Here is an 18,496-nt window from a genome sequence, read left to right as displayed (position 1 = left end):
GACGACCTCCTATGGCACATAGCGGTCCCATTCGTATGGCACCACGGCGTGGAACGGAGCAGCGAGGAGCGGTTCGATGTCGCCGTCGCTCCACCGTTTCTCCAGCGCCGGGCGTAGCCGTTCCGCGGCTGAGACCGGATCGCAGTCGAGGAAGCAGTACGAAATCGTCTGGCCCGCAGGAGCACTCGCCAGCCGGGCGTCGACGGATTGCGACACCGCAGACCAGACACCGGCGACGCCATCGATGTCGGTCAGATCCGTCGCCGCCGACGCGTTCGCTTCCAGCAGGAGATATACGCCGCGAACAGGCCACCACGGCAGCACGTCCGCGCCGACTTTGACCCGCGGCGCCGCGGCCTTGTCCTCAACTCGATAGATGCCACGCTCAACCGGGGGCAGTAGCGGAAGTTTTCGGCCCGCGTTGCTCAGCCCCTTGGCGAGTTCCAGGAAGCCTGTCATACCGCTGGGATCGGTGAAGAAGTACGTCATCACGTGGTCGATGTCGTCGTAAGGTGCTCTGCTCGTCGCACGTGCTGACCGGCACGCCTGCGTCGAGACCAACCGAAGCGACGCACGCACCGCCGACAACCGATGCTGTTCCGGGCGATGGTCTAGTGTGTGCCAACGCAGATACTCGGCGTCCGCACCGTCAGGGTGACGGGTGGCCATGGAGACGAACAGGGTGGTGATGTCTCCGTTGCCCGTTTCGAGGACACCGGCGATGTCGTCCGACGGTGTGCCAGGAAGCTGCATCGTTATTTGCCTTCGGTCAAAGTGATTTCGGGATGGCGAGCTTCGATCATCCGCCGGAAACCGTCGCGCCATGGCACTTTCGTATACCCGAGCACCTCGTGCATGTGTGTCACGTCCGGCCATAACGGTGTGTGCGCGTCGGCGGTGTACTCGAATATGGGCTCGACGCCGACCAACTCACCCATGTAGGCGCTGTAGTCCTCGATGCTGACCGTTTCGCTACCTGCCCAGTTCACCACGACCGGTGGCGTCGAAGCGACTTCCATGGCCTTGATGCCGAATTCGACGTAGTCATCTTCATAGATCGGGTTGTAGTTGTTGGGCTTGTCGGGGTAAAGCCGAATCGGCTTGTGGGCCAACATCATCTCCAGACGATCTGCGGGCGCTCCACCTTCGGGTCCGTAGGTGGAGCAGATCCGGATGATCGTTAGTGGGATCTGATACTGCTTGGCAACCCACGTGCACACCGCCTCGGCGGCGATCTTGGCGAAGCTGTAGTTGGCGCGAAGAGGAACGCCTGGCGGATCGGTCTCGCGAAGCGGTCGCTGCCCTTGGTAGCCGTAGACCGAGCCGGTCGAGCAGAAGACGAAGCCCTTGGCGGCGCGGCAGTGGTGGAGCAAGTCGCCGGATTTCTGCGCGTTGGTGTCCACACAGTCCGTCCATTCGCCGGCACCGACGTCGACTGCGGCATGGAAGACGTAAGTGAAATCGTCGGGCACTGCCGAGAAATCACCTGCGCTCATGTCGAGCGCTACGGGTCTGACACCGGCGGCCGCAAGCTTGTCCCGATCGGCCGGATCCCGCAGGCGGGCGGCGCCCCAGACCTCATTGCGCTCGGCGAGCGCACGGGCGATGGGAAACGCGATCTTTCCAGTCGCGCCGGTGATGAGGACCTTTTCCGATTGGAGCATCCATTCAGTCATAGCGCACCGGCGCGCAAATGTTAAGTACTTGATATGTTGGCGGTGTGCAACTCACGTTCGACGCCGAGGTCGAGGAGTTTCGCGCAGAGTTCGGCAGGTTCCTTGACGAGCATCTGCCCACCGAGGCGCAGGCCGCCGAGCGGTCGCGGTCGACGGCTCACGTGCCGCAGTGGGCGCGGGATTGGCAGCGGTTGCAGTTCGACCACGGTTGGCTGCTGCCAGGCAATCCGCCCGAATTCGGCGGTCGAAACGCAGGCGTGCTGCAACAGTTCGTCCATCGTGAGGAACTGTCGCGGCGGCGCATCTACCACTCCTTCAACCCGCAGGGCGTCGGCATCATCGCCGCGTCGCTGCTCTCGTTCGGAACCGACGAGCAGAAACAACAATGGGCCGTTCCGATCCTTCGCGCGGAGATGACAGCGGCCCTCGGCATGAGTGAGCCTGGCGCAGGATCCGATTTGGCCGGGCTGGCCACCCGTGCGGTGCTCGACGGCGACCATTTCGTGGTCAACGGGCAGAAGGTGTGGACGTCGGGCGCGCATGACGCCGATGTCCTGCTGACCTTCGTGCGCACCGACGCCGATGCGCCAAAGCACAAGGGCATCAGCGCGCTGCTGATCCCGACCGACACGCCCGGTGTCGAGCGTCGGCCGTTTGCGTCAGTGTTCGATCGCGACAGCCTCGATTTCAACGAGGTGTTCTTCACCGATGTGCGCGTGTCGGCGCAGAATCTCGTCGGTCCGGCTGGCGGCGGATGGAAAGTCGCCAACGGATCGCTCGGCCATGAACGCACGATGATGTGGATGGCGTTCGCCAACAGGATGAAGCAGCTACTCGAGGACTACCGACCGCTCGGCGAGCTCGACCGCGACCGCTTCGCGACGATCGCGATGGACTACCAAGCACTGCGGCTGTTGGGGTCGGTCGCGCTCGGGCAGGCGGCGCGCGGCGCGCGGGACATCCCTGGCGTTTCGGTGCTGAAGCTGCTCGGGTCTGAGGCAGAGCAGAACGCTTTCCGGCATGCATTGGACGCGGCGGGTGTCGAGGGCCTGCGCAGTCCCGCGCTGACCGCGCCCCACAACCCTTACAGCCCAGACCTTTTCACAGGCAGCTGGTTCACCCGTTACATCGGCACATATGCGGGCACCATCTCGGGCGGCACGTCGGAGATACAGCGCAACATCATCGCGCAGCGCGTGTTGGGCCTACCGGCTCGCTGAGTTCGCGTAGCGAAGACAGAAACAACTCATCCATTCGCGGACTCAAGTCGGCCAGGGTCGGCGCGCTGGCGTAGCCAGCGTACTCATCGCGACCAGCGACGCCATCGTGTTGAGCAGCGAACTCGACGATGTCGACCTCTATCGTCCGATCGTGGAGATGTACACCTCGGCAATCAAGCTCCCTTGACGTAGAGCCGGTTGGCCGGGGAATAAATCCTGCCCGGCAGTCGTCACCGTGAGGCGTGACTATTCGACTTGGATTGCAGATCCCCAATTTCTCATACGGAACACCCGTCACAGAGCTGTTCCCCGCGGTGCGAGCCCAAGCCGCGGAAGCCGAAGCTGCCGGATTCGACACGGTTTTGGTGATGGATCACTTCTATCAGCTGCCCACGCTCGGGGAGCCCGATGAACCGATGCTGGAGGCCTACACGACGCTGGGCGCACTGGCGAGCGCCACCGAGCGTGTGCAGCTTTCGACATTGGTCACCGGGAACACCTATCGCAACCCGACCCTGTTGGCCAAGGAAATCACGACCCTGGACGTAATCAGTGGTGGGCGAGCGGTCTTGGGTATCGGGGCCGGGTGGTTTGAGCTCGAGCACAACCAGCTGGGTTTCGAATTCAGCACGTTCACAGAGCGTTTCGAGAAGCTGGAAGAGGCACTGCAGATCATCATTCCGATGACTCACGGTGAGCGGCCCAGCTTTTCGGGTAAGTGGTATCACACCGAAAGCGCCATCAACGAGCCGCGCTACCGTGACCACATTCCGGTGATGCTCGGGGGTAGCGGGGAGAAGAAGACGTTCCGGCTCGCCGCCCAGTACGCCGACCACCTCAACATCATCGCGCCCATGGACGACCTTCCCGGCAAGCTACGCGCGCTCGAACAACGGTGCGCGGAGGCCAACCGCGACCCGGCAACGCTGGAAACGAGCTGTCTGCTCACGGTGGTCGTCGACGGATTCGAATCCCATGGCGCGATGGACGAAGCTCGCGGAGGGCGCGCTGTCTCCGGCACACCCGAGCAAGCGGCAGAGGAGATCAAGCGCCGCGTGCTCGACGTCGGCATCGATGGCGTCATCGTCAATCTGCCGACCCATCGCTATACGCCGGGCGTGATCACCGCGGTCGGCGAGGCGTTGAAGCCGCTGACCGCACCGTAGTCAGTGCCCCGCCACCGCAATGGATTTCGTGTCGGTGTAACCGTCGATGCCCTCACGACCCAGCTCGCGTCCGTAACCGCTGGCCTTCACGCCGCCGAACGGAGCGAACGGATCCATGGTGTAGCCCTGGTTGACGCCGAAGGTGCCGGTGCGGATGCGTGCGGCGATCGCAAGGCCACGGTCGGTGTCGTCGGTCCACACCGATCCGGCCAGACCGTAGTCGGAGTCGTTGGCGATGGCGATCGCGTCGTCCTCGTCGGTGTAGGGGATCACGGTCAGCACCGGGCCGAAGATCTCCTCGCGAGCGATTCGCATTGAGTTGTCGGCACCGTCGAACAGCGTCGGCTTGACATACCATCCCCGGTCCAGGCCGTCGGGCATCTCGGCCCCGCCGACGACGAGCCGGGCGCCCTGCTGCTGACCGCTCTCGATGTAGCCGCGCACGTGCTGCTGCTGACGGCGCGCGACAAGCGGACCCACCTGCGTCGCGCTGTCCGTGGGGTCGCCGATAACCATCGACGCCATCTCGGCGGCCAGCGCATCGGTGAATTCATCGGCCCTGCCGGCCGGCACCAGAATGCGGGTCAGCGCATTGCAAATCTGGCCGCTGTTCGACAGGCTCGCCGACCGCACGCCGGTGGCGACGGCGCCCGGATCGGCGTCCACGAGTACGATCGCAGCGGACTTGCCGCCGAGTTCCAGGCTAACGCGGCGCAGGTCCGTCGCGCATGCGGTCGCGACGGCCTTACCTGCGGCCGTCGAACCGGTGAACGAAACCTTGTCCACACCAGGGTGTTTCACCAGGTACTCGCCAACGGCGGCGTCGCCTGGCAGCACACTGACGACGCCCTCAGGCAACCCGATCTCGGCGATCATCTCGGCCAGCAGCAGCGCGTTCAGTGGTGCTTCCGGTGCGGGTTTGAGAACGACGGTGCACCCGGCCAACAGCGCGGGAATCAGCTTGGTGGTGATCAGGAACTGCGGCATGTTCCACGGCACGATCGCGGCGACGACGCCAACCGGCTCGCGATGGATGTGGATGTCGGCGCCGTACCTTCCCGGCCGCGCCTCCTGCCACGGATAAGACTCGGCCACATCGCAGAACGCACTCATCATCATCGCGGGCAGTCCCACCTGAGCCCGCTGCGAGAAGCTGATCGGAGCACCGACCTCCGAGGTGATCACTTCGGCCATCTCGGACCCCCGTTCGCCGTACACCTTGGCAAGCCGGCGCACGGCGTCGACGCGCTCGGCTGGTGTCTGCCGAGACCACGACCCCGTATCGAATGCGACCCGTGCGGCCTCGACCGCCGTGTCCACGTCGGCAGTCCCTGCGGCTGCGACCTGGGCCACCGGTTCTTCGGAGTGCGGGGAGATCACCTCGATGCGGCGGTCGGTGCTCGGCCTGGCCCAATTTCCGCCGATTAACAGCTGGTCCTGATGCACTCGACCGTCTCCTTCCGAATGACACGACGGCAATATCAACTACTTGTGATTGTTGCCTGGAGCATATACCGTCGGCGCTACCGAGTGGAGAAGGAGAGAAGGCGATGGCTCGTTTTCCGAAACCGCCCGAAGGCAGCTGGACGGAGCACTACCCGCAGCTGGGGACGGATCCGGTGTCCTATGAGGACTCCATCAGCCCCGAGTTCTACGAGGTGGAACGAAATGCGGTGTTCAAGCGCGCGTGGCTCAATGTTGGTCGCGTTGAACAACTTCCGCGCAAGGGCAGTTACTTCACCAAGGAAATGAAGGTCGTCAACACGTCAATCATCTTGGTGCGCACCGGGTCTGGTGAGATCAAGGCGTACCACAACATCTGCCGGCACCGCGGCAACAAGCTGGTGTGGAATGACATGCCTCTCGAGGAGACCAGCGGCGTCTGCCGCCAGTTCACCTGCAAGTACCACGCCTGGCGCTATGACTTGGACGGCAACCTCACGTTCGTGCAGCAGGAGGGGGAGTTCTTCGACCTCGACAAGAGTCGGTACGGATTGGTGCCGGTGCACTGCGACGTGTGGGAAGGCTTCATCTTCGTCAACTTCGCGCCAGAACCCGAACAGAGCCTGCGCGACTTCCTCGGACCGATGATCACTGGGCTAGAGGGTTATCCGTTCGACAAGATGACGTCGCGGTTCTATTACCGCTCCGAGGTGAAGGCGAACTGGAAGCTCTATATGGACGCGTTCCAGGAGTTCTATCACGCGCCGGTTCTGCATGCGAACCAGTCACCGACCGCCTACTCGAAGGCCGCCGCGGAAGCGGGTTTCGAGGCGCCGCACTACCGCATTGACGGCCCGCATCGATTGGTCAGCACGTCGGGCATCCGGGCCTGGGAGATGGACTCCGAGATGCGCAAGCCGATGGAGGACATCTGCCAGAGCGGGCTGTTCGGACCGTGGGACAAGCCCGATTTGGGCGAGATGCCTGCGGGTCTCAATCCCGCGAAATGTGAGCCGTGGGGCTTGGATTCGTTCCAGCTGTTTCCGAACTTCGTGATCCTGATCTGGGGCCAGGGGTGGTACCTGACGTACCACTACTGGCCCACCTCGCATAACAGCCACATATTCGAGGGCACAGCGTATTTCCCGCAACCGCGCACGCCAAGGGAGCGCATCGCTCAGGAATTGGCGGCCGTGTCGTTCAAGGAGTACTCGCTGCAGGACGCGAACACCCTCGAGGCCACCCAGACGATGGTCGAGTCACAAGTCATCGACAGGTTTCCGTTGTGCGACCAGGAGATCCTCATTCGGCACCTGCACAAGGAGACCGCCGCCTGGGTGGACGACTACCAGCGCAAGACAGCGGGAGTGTGAACGCGATGACCGCAATGCTGCCCACCGAATTCGCCGATTTGGAACGCTTTTCCGAGTGGTGTCTTGATTCCGAGCCCAAGCGTTTTGCGAAGCGAATGGCCAGTTCGATGGGCGAGATGCAGGCCTTCTACGACGCGATCACTCCCCGAGCAGAGGAGGCGATCTCCTACTGCGACAAGTTCCCGCTCGACGACATGCCCGACGACGTCCTCAACCTGATGCATCTGCTGTACTCGATGATCATGGTGTCGTTCCCCGTCGAATGTTGGAAGCAGCCTCGTGTCCCCGACTCCGGTGCCACCGCGTTGGACTGCATCTCCGAACCGGTCCCGTGACGACTGTTCTGCACGCCGCCCGCTGGGCCGACGTCGACGTAGGCGAAGTGCTTTCACCCGCTGCGGTGGTGGTCGATGGCGATCGGATCCAGGCGATCAATCCTGCTGAGCAGCCCGCTGATTCGACGGATGTCGATCTCGGTGACGTGACGCTGCTGCCGGGACTGATGGACATGGAGCTCAACCTGCTCATCGGCGGCCCCGGCGGACCGGAGGGGCTACCGAGTCCCATGCACGGGGTCCAGGACGACCCCGCGTACCGAACGTTGCGCGGCGCGGTGAACGCGCGGACCACCCTCGAAGCCGGCTTCACGACTGTGCGCAATCTCGGGCTGATGGTGAAGACCGGTGGCTACCTGCTCGACGTTGCACTGCAGCGCGCCATCGACCAGGGCTGGCACATCGGGCCCCGCATCTATCCGGCGGGCCATGCCGTCACACCGTACGGCGGGCACCTCGACCCGACGGTGTTCCAGCGACTCGCGCCGGGGATCATGCCGTTGTCCGTCGCCGAGGGCATCGCCAACGGTGTCGACGACGTCCGGGCGTGTGTGCGCTATCAGGTTCGGCACGGCGCCAAGCTGATCAAAGTGTCCGCTTCGGGCGGCGTGATGTCGCACAGTACCGCTCCAGGCGCGCAGCAGTATTCGGACGAGGAATTCGCGGCGATCGCGGACGAGGCGCACCGGGCAGGCGTGCGCGTGGCCGCACATGCGGTGGGGGACAGCTCCATTCGCGCCTGCATCCGGGCAGGCATCGACTGTATCGAGCATGGTTTCCTCGCCAGCGACGAGACGATTCAGATGATGGCGGACACCGGCACGTTCCTGGTTTCGACCACCTACCTGACCGAGGCGATGGCCGTCGACCGCATCGCGCCAGAGCTGCGTAAGAAGGCGGAGGAGGTCTTCCCGCGGGCACAGGCCATGCTGCCCAAGGCGATTGCTGCAGGCGTGCGGATCGCCTGCGGTACCGATGCGCCCGCGATTCCGCACGGACAGAACGCCAGAGAATTGTGTGCCCTGGTGGACCGGGGGATGACCCCGATGGAGGCGATCCGGGCCGCGACGGTGACCAGCGCCGAGCTGGTCGAGGCGGACGACGAATTGGGCCGTCTCGCACCGGGATATCTTGCCGACATCATCGCGGTGCCTGGCGATCCGTCGCGCGACATCGCGACCACACTCGACGTGCGGTTCGTGATGAAGAACGGCCAGATTTACAAACGCTGACCCGAGGAGGCGAGCGTGGAACAACGGGACAACATTCTCTGGTTGCTCAAGCAGGCGTGGTATTTCTCGCTGACAACGGTGAACGATTCGGTCAGTGACCACGGCGTCAGCACCGCGCAGATCGGCATGCTGCGCCAACTGGCCACCGAGCCCGGCCTGTCGGGAGCCGAGCTCGCGCGTCGTCTGCTCATCAGTCCGCAGGGGGTACAACTGGCGCTCAAGGAGCTGGAGCGCCGCGGCCTGGTCGAGCGTAAACAGGATCCGCAGCACGGCCGGATATTGCAGGCATTTCTGACGGATCAGGGACGCAAGGTGGCCGAGGCCGTGGTCAGCGATGCGATCGCCGCCAACGACAGGGTCTTTGGAGTCCTCAGTAGTGAAGAGCAGGAAAAGCTCAAAGAGCTGCTGGGCCGGGTGATCGAGCAGGGCACAGGGCACAAATTGCACACCGATCACATCGGTCCTGATGTAGCAAGTAGTTGATATTAATGACAAGTACTTGATAATATCGCGGTTGATGAGTGAAGACACCGCGGTGCGCACCGAAGAGGTGGTCATCGAACTCGAGCGCCGCAAGACGGCCGCGCCTTACCGCGCTGGTGACACGTTGTTGCAGACCGCGCGGTCCGCCGGCCTGCAGGCGCCGTATTCGTGCGAAACCGGCTCCTGCGGCACGTGCATGGCCCGCATCACCGAGGGCAGCGCACGAATGGTCAACAACGACGCACTCGAAGACGACGAGGTCGCCGACGGATACGTGCTCACCTGTCAGGCCCTGCCGACCAGCCCTACGGTGCGGCTGACCTACGACTACTAGAAAGCGGATTATGAGAGTCGCGGTGGTGACCGGAGGCGCTTCCGGCATGGGGGAAGCGACCTGCCGTGAGCTGGGACGGCGCGGGCACAAGGTCGCGGTGATGGACATCGACGGCCAAGGGGCGCAACGTGTTTCCGAAGAGTTGCGAGCCGAAGGTGTGACCGCATTGGCCGTGGCCGCCGACGTCAGCGATCGCGCCGCGGTCGAGGAAGCGTTCGCCAAGGTGCGGACGGAGCTCGGTCCTGTGCACATCCTCGTGACCAGTGCCGGCCTGTTTGATTTCGCGCCTTTCACCGAGATCACGCCCGAGTCGTGGGACCGCATGATCGCGGTGAACCTGACCGGCACTTTCCACTGTTGTCAGGTCGCGGTGCCGGACATGGTCGAGGCGGGCTGGGGTCGCATCGTGATGATCTCGTCGTCGAGCGCCCAGCGGGGGTCCCCGAAGATGGCGCACTACGCCGCCTCGAAGGGGGCGCTGTTGTCCCTGACCAAATCGCTTGCCCGCGAATACGGTCCGCTGGGCATCACGGTCAACAACATTCCGCCGTCGGCGATCGAGACGCCGATGCAGCACCGAGGGCAGGCCGCCGGGCACCTCCCTTCCAACGAACAGATGGCGGCCAGCGTCCCGCTCGGTCACCTTGGCACCGGCGACGACATTGCCGCTGCGGTCGGATTCCTGTGTTCAGACGAAGCGGGCTTCATCACCGGGCAGGTCCTGGGGGTCAACGGCGGAGCGGTGTTGTGAGAGGAGGACGCGATGGGGCGCTGGCCTAAACCGGCCGAGGGCAGCTGGACCGAACATTACCCCGAGCTCGGAACCGGTCCGATCTCGTTTCGCGACTCGACGTCGCCGGAATTCTATGAACTCGAACGGGAAGCCATCTTCAAACGCGCCTGGCTGAATGTCGCTCGGGTGGAGGAACTTCCGCGCGTCGGCAGCTATCTCACCAAGCAGATCGATGCGGCCAAGACATCAGTGATTGTCGTCAGGGGCAAGGACCAGACGATTCGTGCGTTCTACAACGTCTGCCGCCATCGTGGAAACAAGTTGGTGTGGAACGACTTTCCGAATGAGGAGGTCAAGGGCTCCTGCCGTCAGTTCACGTGCAAGTACCACGGTTGGCGCTACGACCTCGAAGGCGCGTTGACGTTCGTCCAGCAGCCTGGCGAGTTCTTCGACCTCGGCATCGAGCAGTACGGACTGCGGGCGGTCAACTGCGACATCTGGAATGGCTTCATCTTCATCAACCTGGACCCGGAACCGCGATGGAGTCTTCGCGAGTTTCTCGGCCCGATGATCACCGCGCTCGACGATTATCCGTTCGAAATGATGACCGAGCGCTACGATTTCGTCGCCCACAACAACAGCAACTGGAAGATCTTCGCCGACGCCTTCCAGGAGTACTACCACGTGCCTTCCTTGCACTCACAGCAAGTGCCCACCGCGGTGCGGCAGCCCAATGCGACCTTCGAGTGTGGCCACTTCCAGATCGACGGTCCGCACCGGTTGGTGTCCACAGCCGGTACCCGCAGGTGGTTGCTGGATCCGGAGTACATGTATCCGGTCGAACGGGTCACGCGCAGCGGGCTGGTGGGGCCGTGGCGGACTCCGGAGACGCATCAGTCGGCAGGCCTCAATCCCGGCGGCATCGAACCGTGGGGGATCACCAACTTCCAGATCTTCCCGAATCTCGAGATCCTGATCTATCACGGGTGGTACCTGCTGTACAGGTACTGGCCGACATCGCACAGCACCCATAAGTTCGAGGCGTACAACGCATTTCATCCGGCCCGCACCGTGCGCGAGCGCATCGAACACGAGGTCGCGTCGGTGGTGCTCAAGGAGTTCGCACTGCAGGACGCCGGCATGTTGGGCGGCACGCAGGCGGCGCTGGAGTACGACGTCGTCGACGACTTCCCGCTCAGCGACCAGGAGATCCTGGTGCGCCACTTGCACAAGGTGGCCGTGGACTGGGTCGAGCAGTATCAACGCGAGCGCAGCCCGGTGGAGGTGTGACCGTGTCTGACAAGCGACTTCCCAGTGCCTTCGCGGAGTTCGAACGATTTGCTGACAAGTGGTGTCTGCCAACTGAACCCGAGCGGTGGACGGCCCGGCTGTCGACGCCGATGCCCGAGATCCGCGAGTTCTACGACGCCTTCACTCCTCGATTTGAAGAGGCGATCGACTACTGCGACAAGTTCCCGCTCGACGATGTGCCCGACGATGCGCTGAACCTCCTGCACCTGGTCTACTCGATGATCATGGTGTCGATGGCCGTCGAGGTGTTCGGCCAGCAGAAACCGACCGACTCCGCCGATGCGGTCATCGATCGGATAGGGGAGCCGGTGCCATGAGCCTGCTGACCATCAACAAGCTGACCGAGTCGGTCGGCGCCGAGGTGGTCGGTGTCGACTCCGACCGGTTGGCAGACGATGAGCTGCTCGCGGCTGCTGTGCTCGATGCGCTGGAAGAAAACGGCGTGCTGGTGTTCCCCCGGCTTGGGCTGAATCCGCAAGCGCAGGTGACGTTTTGCCGCCGGCTCGGCGAGATCGACCACTCTTCGGACGGACACCACCCCGTCGCTGGCATCTATCCGATCACCCTGGACAAGTCGAAGAACGCGTCGGCGTCCTACCTACGTGCGACGTTCGATTGGCACATCGACGGCTGTACTCCTATGAAAGACGAGTTCCCGCAGAAGGCGACGGTGTTATCCGCGGTCCAGGTCGCTGACCGCGGCGGTGAGACCGAGTTCGCCAGTACCTATGGCGCCTACGACGAGCTGAGCGACGAGGACAAGGAGCGCGTCGCAACGCTGCGGGTGGTGCACTCACTCGAGGCATCGCAGCGCCGAGTCAACCCCGATCCGAATCCGGAGGAGTTGGCGCGCTGGCGGGCCCGGCCCACCCACGAGCACCCGCTGGTGTGGACGCACCGCAGCGGTCGCAAGTCGCTGGTGCTGGGGGCGTCTGCCGACTATGTCGTCGGCATGGCGCCCGATGAAAGCGCGGCGCTTCTGGCGGAGCTATTGGATCGCGCCACCAGTGCGGACAAGGTCTACAGCCACACGTGGTCGGTCGGCGATACCGTCATCTGGGACAACCGCGGCGTCCTGCACCGGGCTGCGCCCTATGCGCCGGATTCGCAGCGCGAGATGCTGCGCACCACCGTTCTCGGGGACGAGCCGATTCAGTAATGCCTGGTAGGGCCCCGTCGTTGACGACGACGAGCCACTATGGAAATCTAATACCCGCAGATGAGAATCACGTTCTCGCCTGACGAGATCGTTGAAACGGAGCAAGCATGGCGGAAGACCTGACCTCGGTCGACTTCTTCCGGGACAGCCGTCTGACGGATGACCCGTACCCGTTCTACGAGGCGCTTCGCAACAAGTGCCCGGTCAGCCGTGAAGACCACTACGGCGTGACCATGGTGACGGGCTGGCAGGAAGCAGTCGACGTCTACAACGACGAGCAGACGTTTTCGTCCTGCATCTCGGTCACCGGCCCGTTCCCGGGGTTCCCCGTCGCGCTTGAAGGTGACGATGTCACCGAGTTGATCGAGCAGCATCGCGACGAGATTCCGTTCAGCGACCAGCTGCCCACCCTCGATCCGCCGACCCACACCAACCACCGGGCGCTGCTGATGCGACTGATCACCCCGAAGCGCCTCAAGGAGAACGAGGACGCGATGTGGCAGATCGCCGACGACATGCTCGACTCCTTCCTGGCGCCCGGTGAAGGTGAATTCATCAATGGCTTCGCGGGCCCGTTCACGTTGCGCGTCATCGCCGACCTGCTCGGGGTGCCTGACGAGGACCGCGGCGAACTGATCGAGCGCCTCGCGCGCGGCACCCATGGCGGTGGGCTCGGCAACGCTGAGAAGTCGCTGAACAAGACGCCGCTGGAGTACCTGTACGACATCTTTGCGACGTACGTCGAAGACCGTCGCGCAGAGCCTCGCGACGATGTGCTGACGGGGTTGGCGACCGCGAACTTCCCCGACGGATCGGTGCCAGAAGTCGGGGACGTCGTGCGGGTCGCGACCAACGTTTTCTCTGCAGGGCAGGAGACGACCGTGCGTTTGCTCGGCACGGCGTTGAAGGTGATCGGCGACCGGCCCGATATTCAGCGCAAGCTGCGCGAAGATCGCAGTCTGCTGCCGAACTTCATCGAGGAATGCCTGCGTATCGAGAGCCCGGTGAAGGGCGACTTCCGATTGTCGCGTGTCCCAACAACAGTCGGCGATCAGGCCCTCGCTGCGGGGTGCACGGTGATGGTGATCAACGGGGCGGCCAACCGGGACCCGCGTCGCTTCGAGGATCCCGACAGCTTCGATGCCGAACGTAAGAACGCGCGTCAGCATCTGGCGTTCGGGCGCGGCATCCACAGCTGCCCCGGTGCCCCGCTGGCGCGCGCGGAAACCCGGGTCGGGCTGGAGCGACTGCTGGACCGGACCAGCGAAATTCGGATCAGCGAGGCCCATCACGGTCCGGCCTCTGACCGCCGCTACCAATACATTCCGACGTACATACTGCGTGGACTGACTGAGTTGCATTTGGAGTTTGATCTCGCATGAAAGTAAAGGTCGACGAGGATCGCTGCCGCGGCCACGGCATGTGCCTGACGCTGTGCCCGGATGTGTTCCAGATGACCGACGACGGGTATGCCGTCGCCGACCCGTCGGAGGTGCCCGCCGGTCTCGAGGGTGCGGCGCAGGAGGCCATCGTGAACTGTCCAGAGCAAGCGATCAGCGAAATCAACTACTAGCCAAGGAGATTCAGTGCCAAAGGGTTACATCATCATCACCGAAGACGTCAAGGATCCGGCAGGGATGGCCGAGTACGGCAAGCTGGCGAGCAAGGCGATGGCCGGCTCGACTCTGCTGTCGTTCGACACGAAACCCGAAGTGCTGGAGGGTGAATGGCACGGCACGCAGACCGTCGTGCTGGAGTTCGAATCCGTCGAAGCGGCCCGCGAGTGGTACAACTCGGATGCCTACCAGGAGGCGGCCAAGCTGCGGCAGGCCGCCGCCGACTGCAACGGAGTCATCGTCGCGGGGCTGTAACTGAACGCTCGTCTGGCGCGAGCGTGCGCAAAATGCCAATTTTTGGCGGAGTGTCGTGTGCAGACACGCACGCTCGCGGTAGCTGGTTAGTTGGTTACTTGCGGGGGTTGGTTACTCGTCAGATATCGAGATGGCCTGTCGCGGGCACTGCCGAACCGCTTCGCGAATCTGTTGTTCGTTCTGCGGCGTCACTTCCTCCTGCAGGATGTGCAGGAAATCCTGGCCATCGAGCTGGAATACCTCGGGGATGATGCCCATGCATACCCCGTTGCTTTCGCACAGGCCGAAGTCGACCACTACCTTCTGAGTCACTTCAACACCTTCACCGGAACGTTGCGGTAGCCCGCGACGTTTTGCATCGTCACCCGGTGCAGCCCAGCGAAATCGACCTCATACCGTGGCATGAAGTCGAGCAGGTGCTCGAGTGCGATCGTCGTCTCCAACCGGGCCAGCGCAGCGCCGAGGCAGCTGTGGATGCCGTAGCCGAGACCCAGGTTCTGCGACTGCGCCTTGTCCCGCGTGATGTCGAACGTCTCGGCGTTGTCGAACGCGCGCGGGTCGCGGTTGGCCGCGGCCTTCATCAGGAACACGGGCTTGTGCGCGGGCACGGTGCCGCTGGGCAGGTGTGCCTCTTTCAACGTGTAGCGCACGTTGTACTGCACCGGGCCGACGTAGCGCAGCAGTTCCTCGACGGCATCGGGTACCTTGCTGCGGTCGTCGAGCAGCATCTGCCACTGCTCGGGGTGCCGGGCGAACTCGACCACTGCGCTGCCGACCAGTTTGGTGACGGTCTCGGCGCCCGCGCCGCCCAACAGCGTGGTGAACCCAGTGATCTCGATGTCGTCGAGCTTGCGCAGATGGCCCTCATCGTCCGGGATCTCGGCGGCGATGAGGCGGCTGATCATGTCGTCCTGCGGGTTCTCCCGCCGCTCTTGAACCAGGCTGTAGTAGTACATCGCCGAATCGATGTTGGCCTGCATGTTCTTCTCGGACAGTTCGATCTGACCGGGCTCGCGTTCCAGGCTGGTGTCGATCCAGTGCCGAACCTGCTGACGGAAGTCCTCCGGCACGCCGGCCATCCGGGTGATCACCTCGACCGGGAACGGGCCGGAGAAGTCCTGCACAACATCGAAGTTGTCGGGATCGACCTTGCTCAGGTAATGCTCGACGAGTTCGACGACGGTGTCGCGCTGCGACTGGATGGCCCGCGGCGTGAACGCTTTGTTGAGCAGGCTGCGCATGTGTCGATGGTCGGGCGGGTCCATGAAGATGATCGACCTCTGCGGTACCTCGCCGGTTCGCACCATGCCGAGATCACATCCGCGCGACGACGAGAACGACTCGTAATCCTTCAGCGCCGCCGCCACATCCGCGTGCCGCGTCAGCGCGTAGAAGTCCTCGTCCTCGTCGTAGTAGATGGGTGCCTCGTCCCGCATCCGCTTGTAGACCTCGTACGGGTTTTCGAAGTACTCTTGCGCGACCGGGTTGAACTTCAGTTTCGGCTTGGTCATGGACTCCTCCTTCGCGGCGGGCTGATGGCCGGAAGCGTTACGAGATACGCTCTAACTGTAACGCTAACAGTTTCGTTGTCCAGATACCCCGAAATGGGCTAAGTACCGCGGCGTTTTCCATCGACTACCCCCGCAATCCTGCGTTGATCACGTCGTCGAGAAGTCCCAGCTGGCTGCCGAGTTCGGCCGCCGTCTTGCGCGCGACGGCGACGTCCTTGCCGACGAACTCGCCGACCATTTCGATGAACGCGTCAACCGAACCGCGGGCCCCGACAATGTCCGCGACCCGGCTCGCCGCGCTGCCGTGGCCGATCGCGTCGAGCAGTCGCTTCTCGTTGATGCCGAGCCGCTCACCGAGCCGCACGGCCTCGTGCAGCAGCCCGATCTGCGCGGCGAACAGCGTGTTGTTGATCAGCTTGACGCCTTGGCCCGCACCGATCGGGCCGACGTGCAGGATCGGGTCGCCGTAGCTGGCCAGCACAGGCCTGACGCGCTCGACGGTGTCGTCGGGGCCGCCGACAAACAGCGTCACGTGTCCCGCGGCGATGTCGTGCGGGCCGCCACTCACCGGCGCGTCGACAACACCGATGCCCGACGGCGACGCCTCGGCGGCAATGGTTTCCGCTGTGCGCGGGCTGCCGGTGGTGTGGATGACGACCGAGGCACCGGATTGCATGGTCGACAGCAGCACGCTGTCCAAACAGACCTGGTGGACCTGCTCGTCGGTGAACACGCAGACAACGACGACGTCGACGTCTGCTCCGATGTCCGCCAGATCGGCGACCGGCTGCGCGCCGAGTTCGCTGGCGGCGCGGCGCTTCTCGACGGATCTGCCGAGCGCGCGCACCTCATGGCCGGCCTCGACCAAGCGCCGCACCATGGGCGCACCCATGCGGCCCGCGCCGACGAAACCGACCTGACTCATCTCGGGTGATCCATCGATTTCAAGGCGGCGTCGGCCGCGCCGAACACGGCACCCTCTGGCGCGGACACGTTGGCGGCGAGGCTGGCTGCGTGGCGAACATCCTTCTGTAACAGCGCACCGGCGATCGGCGCGAGTCCGTCCAGCGTTCCGCCGAACACCGCGATGCTGCCGAGCGCCTTGCTGACGGCCGACCCGCGATTGAGCACCTCACACAGCTTGTCGCGCGGAATGCCGAGGGCGTCGCCCAATTCGAGTGTGGTGATCGCGCTGCCCAGGTTGGCACTGAACAACAGGTTGTTAAGGATCTTGGTGACCTGGCCGCTGCCGAGCGGGCCGAGGTGCACGATCGGGTCGGCGTAAGTGGCGAACACCGGGCGGCAGCGCTCGACGACATCCTCGTCGCCGCCGATCATGACCAACAGCGTGCCCTCCTCAACCGCTGGCCCGCCACCGCTCACCGGCGCGTCGATCACCGAAACCCCTTGCGCGGCTGCCTTTTCGGCGATCTCCCTACAGGTGTCGGGGTGCACCGTGCTGTGAATCGCGACGATTCCGCCAGACGCCAAGCCGGCCAACACTCCCGTGTCGCCGTACACCACCTCGCGGACATCGTCGTCGCCGACGACGCACAGGCAGACCAGGTCGCTGGCGGCGGCGAGCTCGGCGGGGGAACCCGCGGTCTTCGCAGCGGTGTCCGCATACGGTTCGAGGCTCGCCTCGCGGCGCGCCCACAGCGTGGTCTCGAAGCCGCCCTCGACGATCCGCCGCGCCATGGGCCCGCCCTGGCTGCCCAGTCCGATGAATCCGACGCGCATCAACCCGCCTCCAGTTCCTTCGATGTGCCTTGGTGCGCGGCAACACATTCCCCGACGAACGACAGCACCTTGGCGTGATACGCGGCGGCGCTGCGTGAAAGCGACAGGTTGTGACCGGTGCCGGCTTGTTCATTGACGGTGAATCGCGGCGATGAGGTGAACATCGCGCCGATCTGCGCGAGCGTCTCGGGATCCGACCGCCATACCCGCTCGTGTTCGGCGACCGTGAACTGCACTGGCACAGCTATGCGCGCCGCGAGCTCCGGAAAGTATTGCCGTGGCCAGCGTTGCGTCATGTCGATCTCGTAGAGAGCACCGGTCGTCGAGTTCGTCATGCCCGACAACACATCGTCGGGATACAAGTGCTCGGGCTGCCACAGGATGTCGCGAAGTCCCTTGGGGCGCTGAGTGGCGGTGGCGGTCTTCAGGATCTCCGCCGTCGCCGGGTGGTATTCCACACCGGTGCCTGCCAATTCGAGACCGATGACATCGGCTTCGGCACGCTGGTGCGCGGCCAGTCGCACTGCGAGTTCACAGCCCGCCGAATGGCCGAGCAGTACCAGTCCGGCCCCGCGAGGGTCGGCGCCCAGGATCTTGTCGATCGCCCCGTACGTCAGCGCCACCCGCTGTTCGGGGCGCGCCATCGCGTCGGGGTAGGGTGCCGACGCACCGTAGCCCGGCCGGTCGAGCGCCACCATCGTGTAGCCCTGGGCGACGCCGGTGCGCAGAATCGACAAGTCCGGATGGCCCGGGCAGTCGAAATACGCAGCGGTGCTTGCCCCGCCGTGAAACGCGACGACGACCGCTTTGGGATCGTCTGCGGGCGCAATCAGGCCCGACATTGGCACGCCGTCGACAATCACGACGCGCGGCCGCGGGCTCATGCGGTGACCTCGCATGCTCGGTTCC

General features: G+C 64.0%; 21 protein-coding genes and 2 pseudogenes. 15 read left to right on the top strand and 8 right to left on the bottom strand.

The features are described from left to right. Positions 1-9 precede the first annotated feature (9 nt). Together MYCSM_RS21690 and MYCSM_RS21685 are read right to left on the bottom strand one after the other, a co-directional pair. Entirely contained in the window at positions 10-753 is a 744-nt protein-coding gene (locus tag MYCSM_RS21690) for a hypothetical protein (protein ID WP_015308316.1), read from the bottom strand. 2 nt (positions 754-755) lie between these two features. Further along, positions 756-1,664, bottom strand: coding sequence for an NAD-dependent epimerase/dehydratase family protein (locus tag MYCSM_RS21685; protein WP_041314652.1), 909 nt, complete (start codon positions 1,662-1,664; stop codon positions 756-758). A 56-nt stretch (positions 1,665-1,720) separates the two neighbouring features. Here MYCSM_RS21685 and MYCSM_RS21680 point away from each other — a divergent pair, with 56 nt between their 5' ends. From MYCSM_RS21680 to MYCSM_RS21675, 3 genes and pseudogenes are all read left to right on the top strand, one after another. After that, positions 1,721-2,896 (top strand): acyl-CoA dehydrogenase family protein, encoded by a 1,176-nt coding sequence (locus tag MYCSM_RS21680; protein ID WP_015308314.1) that lies wholly within the window; start codon positions 1,721-1,723, stop codon positions 2,894-2,896. A gap of 73 nt (positions 2,897-2,969) precedes the next feature. After that, a pseudogene (locus MYCSM_RS38360) lies at positions 2,970-3,083 on the top strand (TetR/AcrR family transcriptional regulator); the annotation flags it as partial. 55 nt (positions 3,084-3,138) lie between these two features. Beyond that, positions 3,139-4,062 (top strand): LLM class F420-dependent oxidoreductase, encoded by a 924-nt coding sequence (locus MYCSM_RS21675; protein WP_015308313.1) that lies wholly within the window; start codon positions 3,139-3,141, stop codon positions 4,060-4,062. Here the strand turns inward: MYCSM_RS21675 and MYCSM_RS21670 are convergent, their stop codons facing one another. Beyond that, positions 4,063-5,493 carry an aldehyde dehydrogenase gene (locus tag MYCSM_RS21670; RefSeq protein ID WP_442928537.1) on the bottom strand — a complete coding sequence of 477 codons (1,431 nt, stop codon included), beginning with the start codon at positions 5,491-5,493 and terminating at the stop codon, positions 4,063-4,065. Between the two features lie 119 nt (positions 5,494-5,612). Between MYCSM_RS21670 and MYCSM_RS21665 the strand changes: the two genes are divergently transcribed. From MYCSM_RS21665 to MYCSM_RS21610, 12 genes and pseudogenes are all read left to right on the top strand, one after another. Then, positions 5,613-6,878, top strand: a complete 1,266-nt coding sequence (locus MYCSM_RS21665) for an aromatic ring-hydroxylating oxygenase subunit alpha (RefSeq protein ID WP_015308311.1) — start codon at positions 5,613-5,615, stop codon at positions 6,876-6,878. Further along, positions 6,875-7,213 (top strand): hypothetical protein, encoded by a 339-nt coding sequence (locus tag MYCSM_RS21660; RefSeq protein ID WP_198344962.1) that lies wholly within the window; start codon positions 6,875-6,877, stop codon positions 7,211-7,213. The genes MYCSM_RS21665 and MYCSM_RS21660 overlap by 4 nt, the downstream gene beginning before the upstream one ends. After that, on the top strand, positions 7,210-8,445 hold the full coding sequence (locus tag MYCSM_RS21655; protein WP_015308309.1) for a metal-dependent hydrolase family protein: 1,236 nt from the start codon (positions 7,210-7,212) through the stop codon (positions 8,443-8,445). The genes MYCSM_RS21660 and MYCSM_RS21655 overlap by 4 nt, the downstream gene beginning before the upstream one ends. Positions 8,446-8,460: 15 nt before the next feature. Continuing rightward, entirely contained in the window at positions 8,461-8,928 is a 468-nt protein-coding gene (locus MYCSM_RS21650; protein ID WP_015308308.1) for a MarR family winged helix-turn-helix transcriptional regulator, read from the top strand. 49 nt (positions 8,929-8,977) lie between these two features. After that, a pseudogene (locus MYCSM_RS21645) lies at positions 8,978-9,262 on the top strand (2Fe-2S iron-sulfur cluster-binding protein); the annotation flags it as partial. A 7-nt stretch (positions 9,263-9,269) separates the two neighbouring features. Further along, entirely contained in the window at positions 9,270-10,013 is a 744-nt protein-coding gene (locus MYCSM_RS21640) for an SDR family NAD(P)-dependent oxidoreductase (protein ID WP_041312520.1), read from the top strand. Positions 10,014-10,025: 12 nt separating this feature from the next. Beyond that, positions 10,026-11,285 (top strand): aromatic ring-hydroxylating oxygenase subunit alpha, encoded by a 1,260-nt coding sequence (locus tag MYCSM_RS21635; RefSeq protein WP_015308305.1) that lies wholly within the window; start codon positions 10,026-10,028, stop codon positions 11,283-11,285. Positions 11,286-11,287: 2 nt separating this feature from the next. Continuing rightward, a complete protein-coding gene (locus MYCSM_RS21630) occupies positions 11,288-11,623 on the top strand; it encodes a hypothetical protein (protein WP_015308304.1) in 336 nt (111 codons plus the stop codon). Beyond that, positions 11,620-12,465, top strand: coding sequence for a TauD/TfdA dioxygenase family protein (locus MYCSM_RS21625; protein WP_015308303.1), 846 nt, complete (start codon positions 11,620-11,622; stop codon positions 12,463-12,465). Before MYCSM_RS21630 ends, MYCSM_RS21625 begins: the two co-directional genes overlap by 4 nt. Before the next feature lie 107 nt (positions 12,466-12,572). Beyond that, positions 12,573-13,847: a cytochrome P450 gene (locus tag MYCSM_RS21620; protein WP_015308302.1), complete on the top strand. Its 1,275-nt coding sequence runs from the start codon at positions 12,573-12,575 to the stop codon at positions 13,845-13,847. After that, positions 13,844-14,038 (top strand): ferredoxin, encoded by a 195-nt coding sequence (locus MYCSM_RS21615; RefSeq protein WP_015308301.1) that lies wholly within the window; start codon positions 13,844-13,846, stop codon positions 14,036-14,038. Before MYCSM_RS21620 ends, MYCSM_RS21615 begins: the two co-directional genes overlap by 4 nt. A gap of 13 nt (positions 14,039-14,051) precedes the next feature. Further along, positions 14,052-14,336 carry a DUF1330 domain-containing protein gene (locus tag MYCSM_RS21610; protein ID WP_015308300.1) on the top strand — a complete coding sequence of 95 codons (285 nt, stop codon included), beginning with the start codon at positions 14,052-14,054 and terminating at the stop codon, positions 14,334-14,336. A 111-nt stretch (positions 14,337-14,447) separates the two neighbouring features. Here MYCSM_RS21610 and MYCSM_RS21605 read toward each other — a convergent pair whose 3' ends face one another. The 5 genes from MYCSM_RS21605 to MYCSM_RS21585 all read right to left on the bottom strand — a co-directional run bounded on the left by MYCSM_RS21605 (position 14,448) and on the right by MYCSM_RS21585 (position 18,471). Beyond that, complete coding sequence (locus MYCSM_RS21605) at positions 14,448-14,648, bottom strand: ferredoxin (protein ID WP_015308299.1); 201 nt, start codon at positions 14,646-14,648, stop codon at positions 14,448-14,450. Then, positions 14,645-15,847 (bottom strand): cytochrome P450, encoded by a 1,203-nt coding sequence (locus tag MYCSM_RS21600; protein ID WP_015308298.1) that lies wholly within the window; start codon positions 15,845-15,847, stop codon positions 14,645-14,647. The genes MYCSM_RS21605 and MYCSM_RS21600 overlap by 4 nt, the downstream gene beginning before the upstream one ends. 124 nt (positions 15,848-15,971) lie before the next feature. Then, on the bottom strand, positions 15,972-16,772 hold the full coding sequence (locus MYCSM_RS21595; RefSeq protein ID WP_015308297.1) for an NAD(P)-dependent oxidoreductase: 801 nt from the start codon (positions 16,770-16,772) through the stop codon (positions 15,972-15,974). Further along, positions 16,769-17,587 carry an NAD(P)-dependent oxidoreductase gene (locus tag MYCSM_RS21590; RefSeq protein ID WP_015308296.1) on the bottom strand — a complete coding sequence of 273 codons (819 nt, stop codon included), beginning with the start codon at positions 17,585-17,587 and terminating at the stop codon, positions 16,769-16,771. The genes MYCSM_RS21595 and MYCSM_RS21590 overlap by 4 nt, the downstream gene beginning before the upstream one ends. Continuing rightward, positions 17,587-18,471: an alpha/beta hydrolase gene (locus MYCSM_RS21585; protein ID WP_015308295.1), complete on the bottom strand. Its 885-nt coding sequence runs from the start codon at positions 18,469-18,471 to the stop codon at positions 17,587-17,589. The genes MYCSM_RS21590 and MYCSM_RS21585 overlap by 1 nt, the downstream gene beginning before the upstream one ends. Between the last annotated feature and the right edge of the window lie 25 nt (positions 18,472-18,496).

Origin of the sequence: Mycobacterium sp. JS623 (assembly GCF_000328565.1) — a bacterium.
GTDB lineage: Bacteria > Actinomycetota > Actinomycetes > Mycobacteriales > Mycobacteriaceae > Mycobacterium.
The sequence above is the reverse complement of the archived record's forward strand: the minus strand, read 5'-3'. Positions and strand labels throughout refer to the sequence as shown.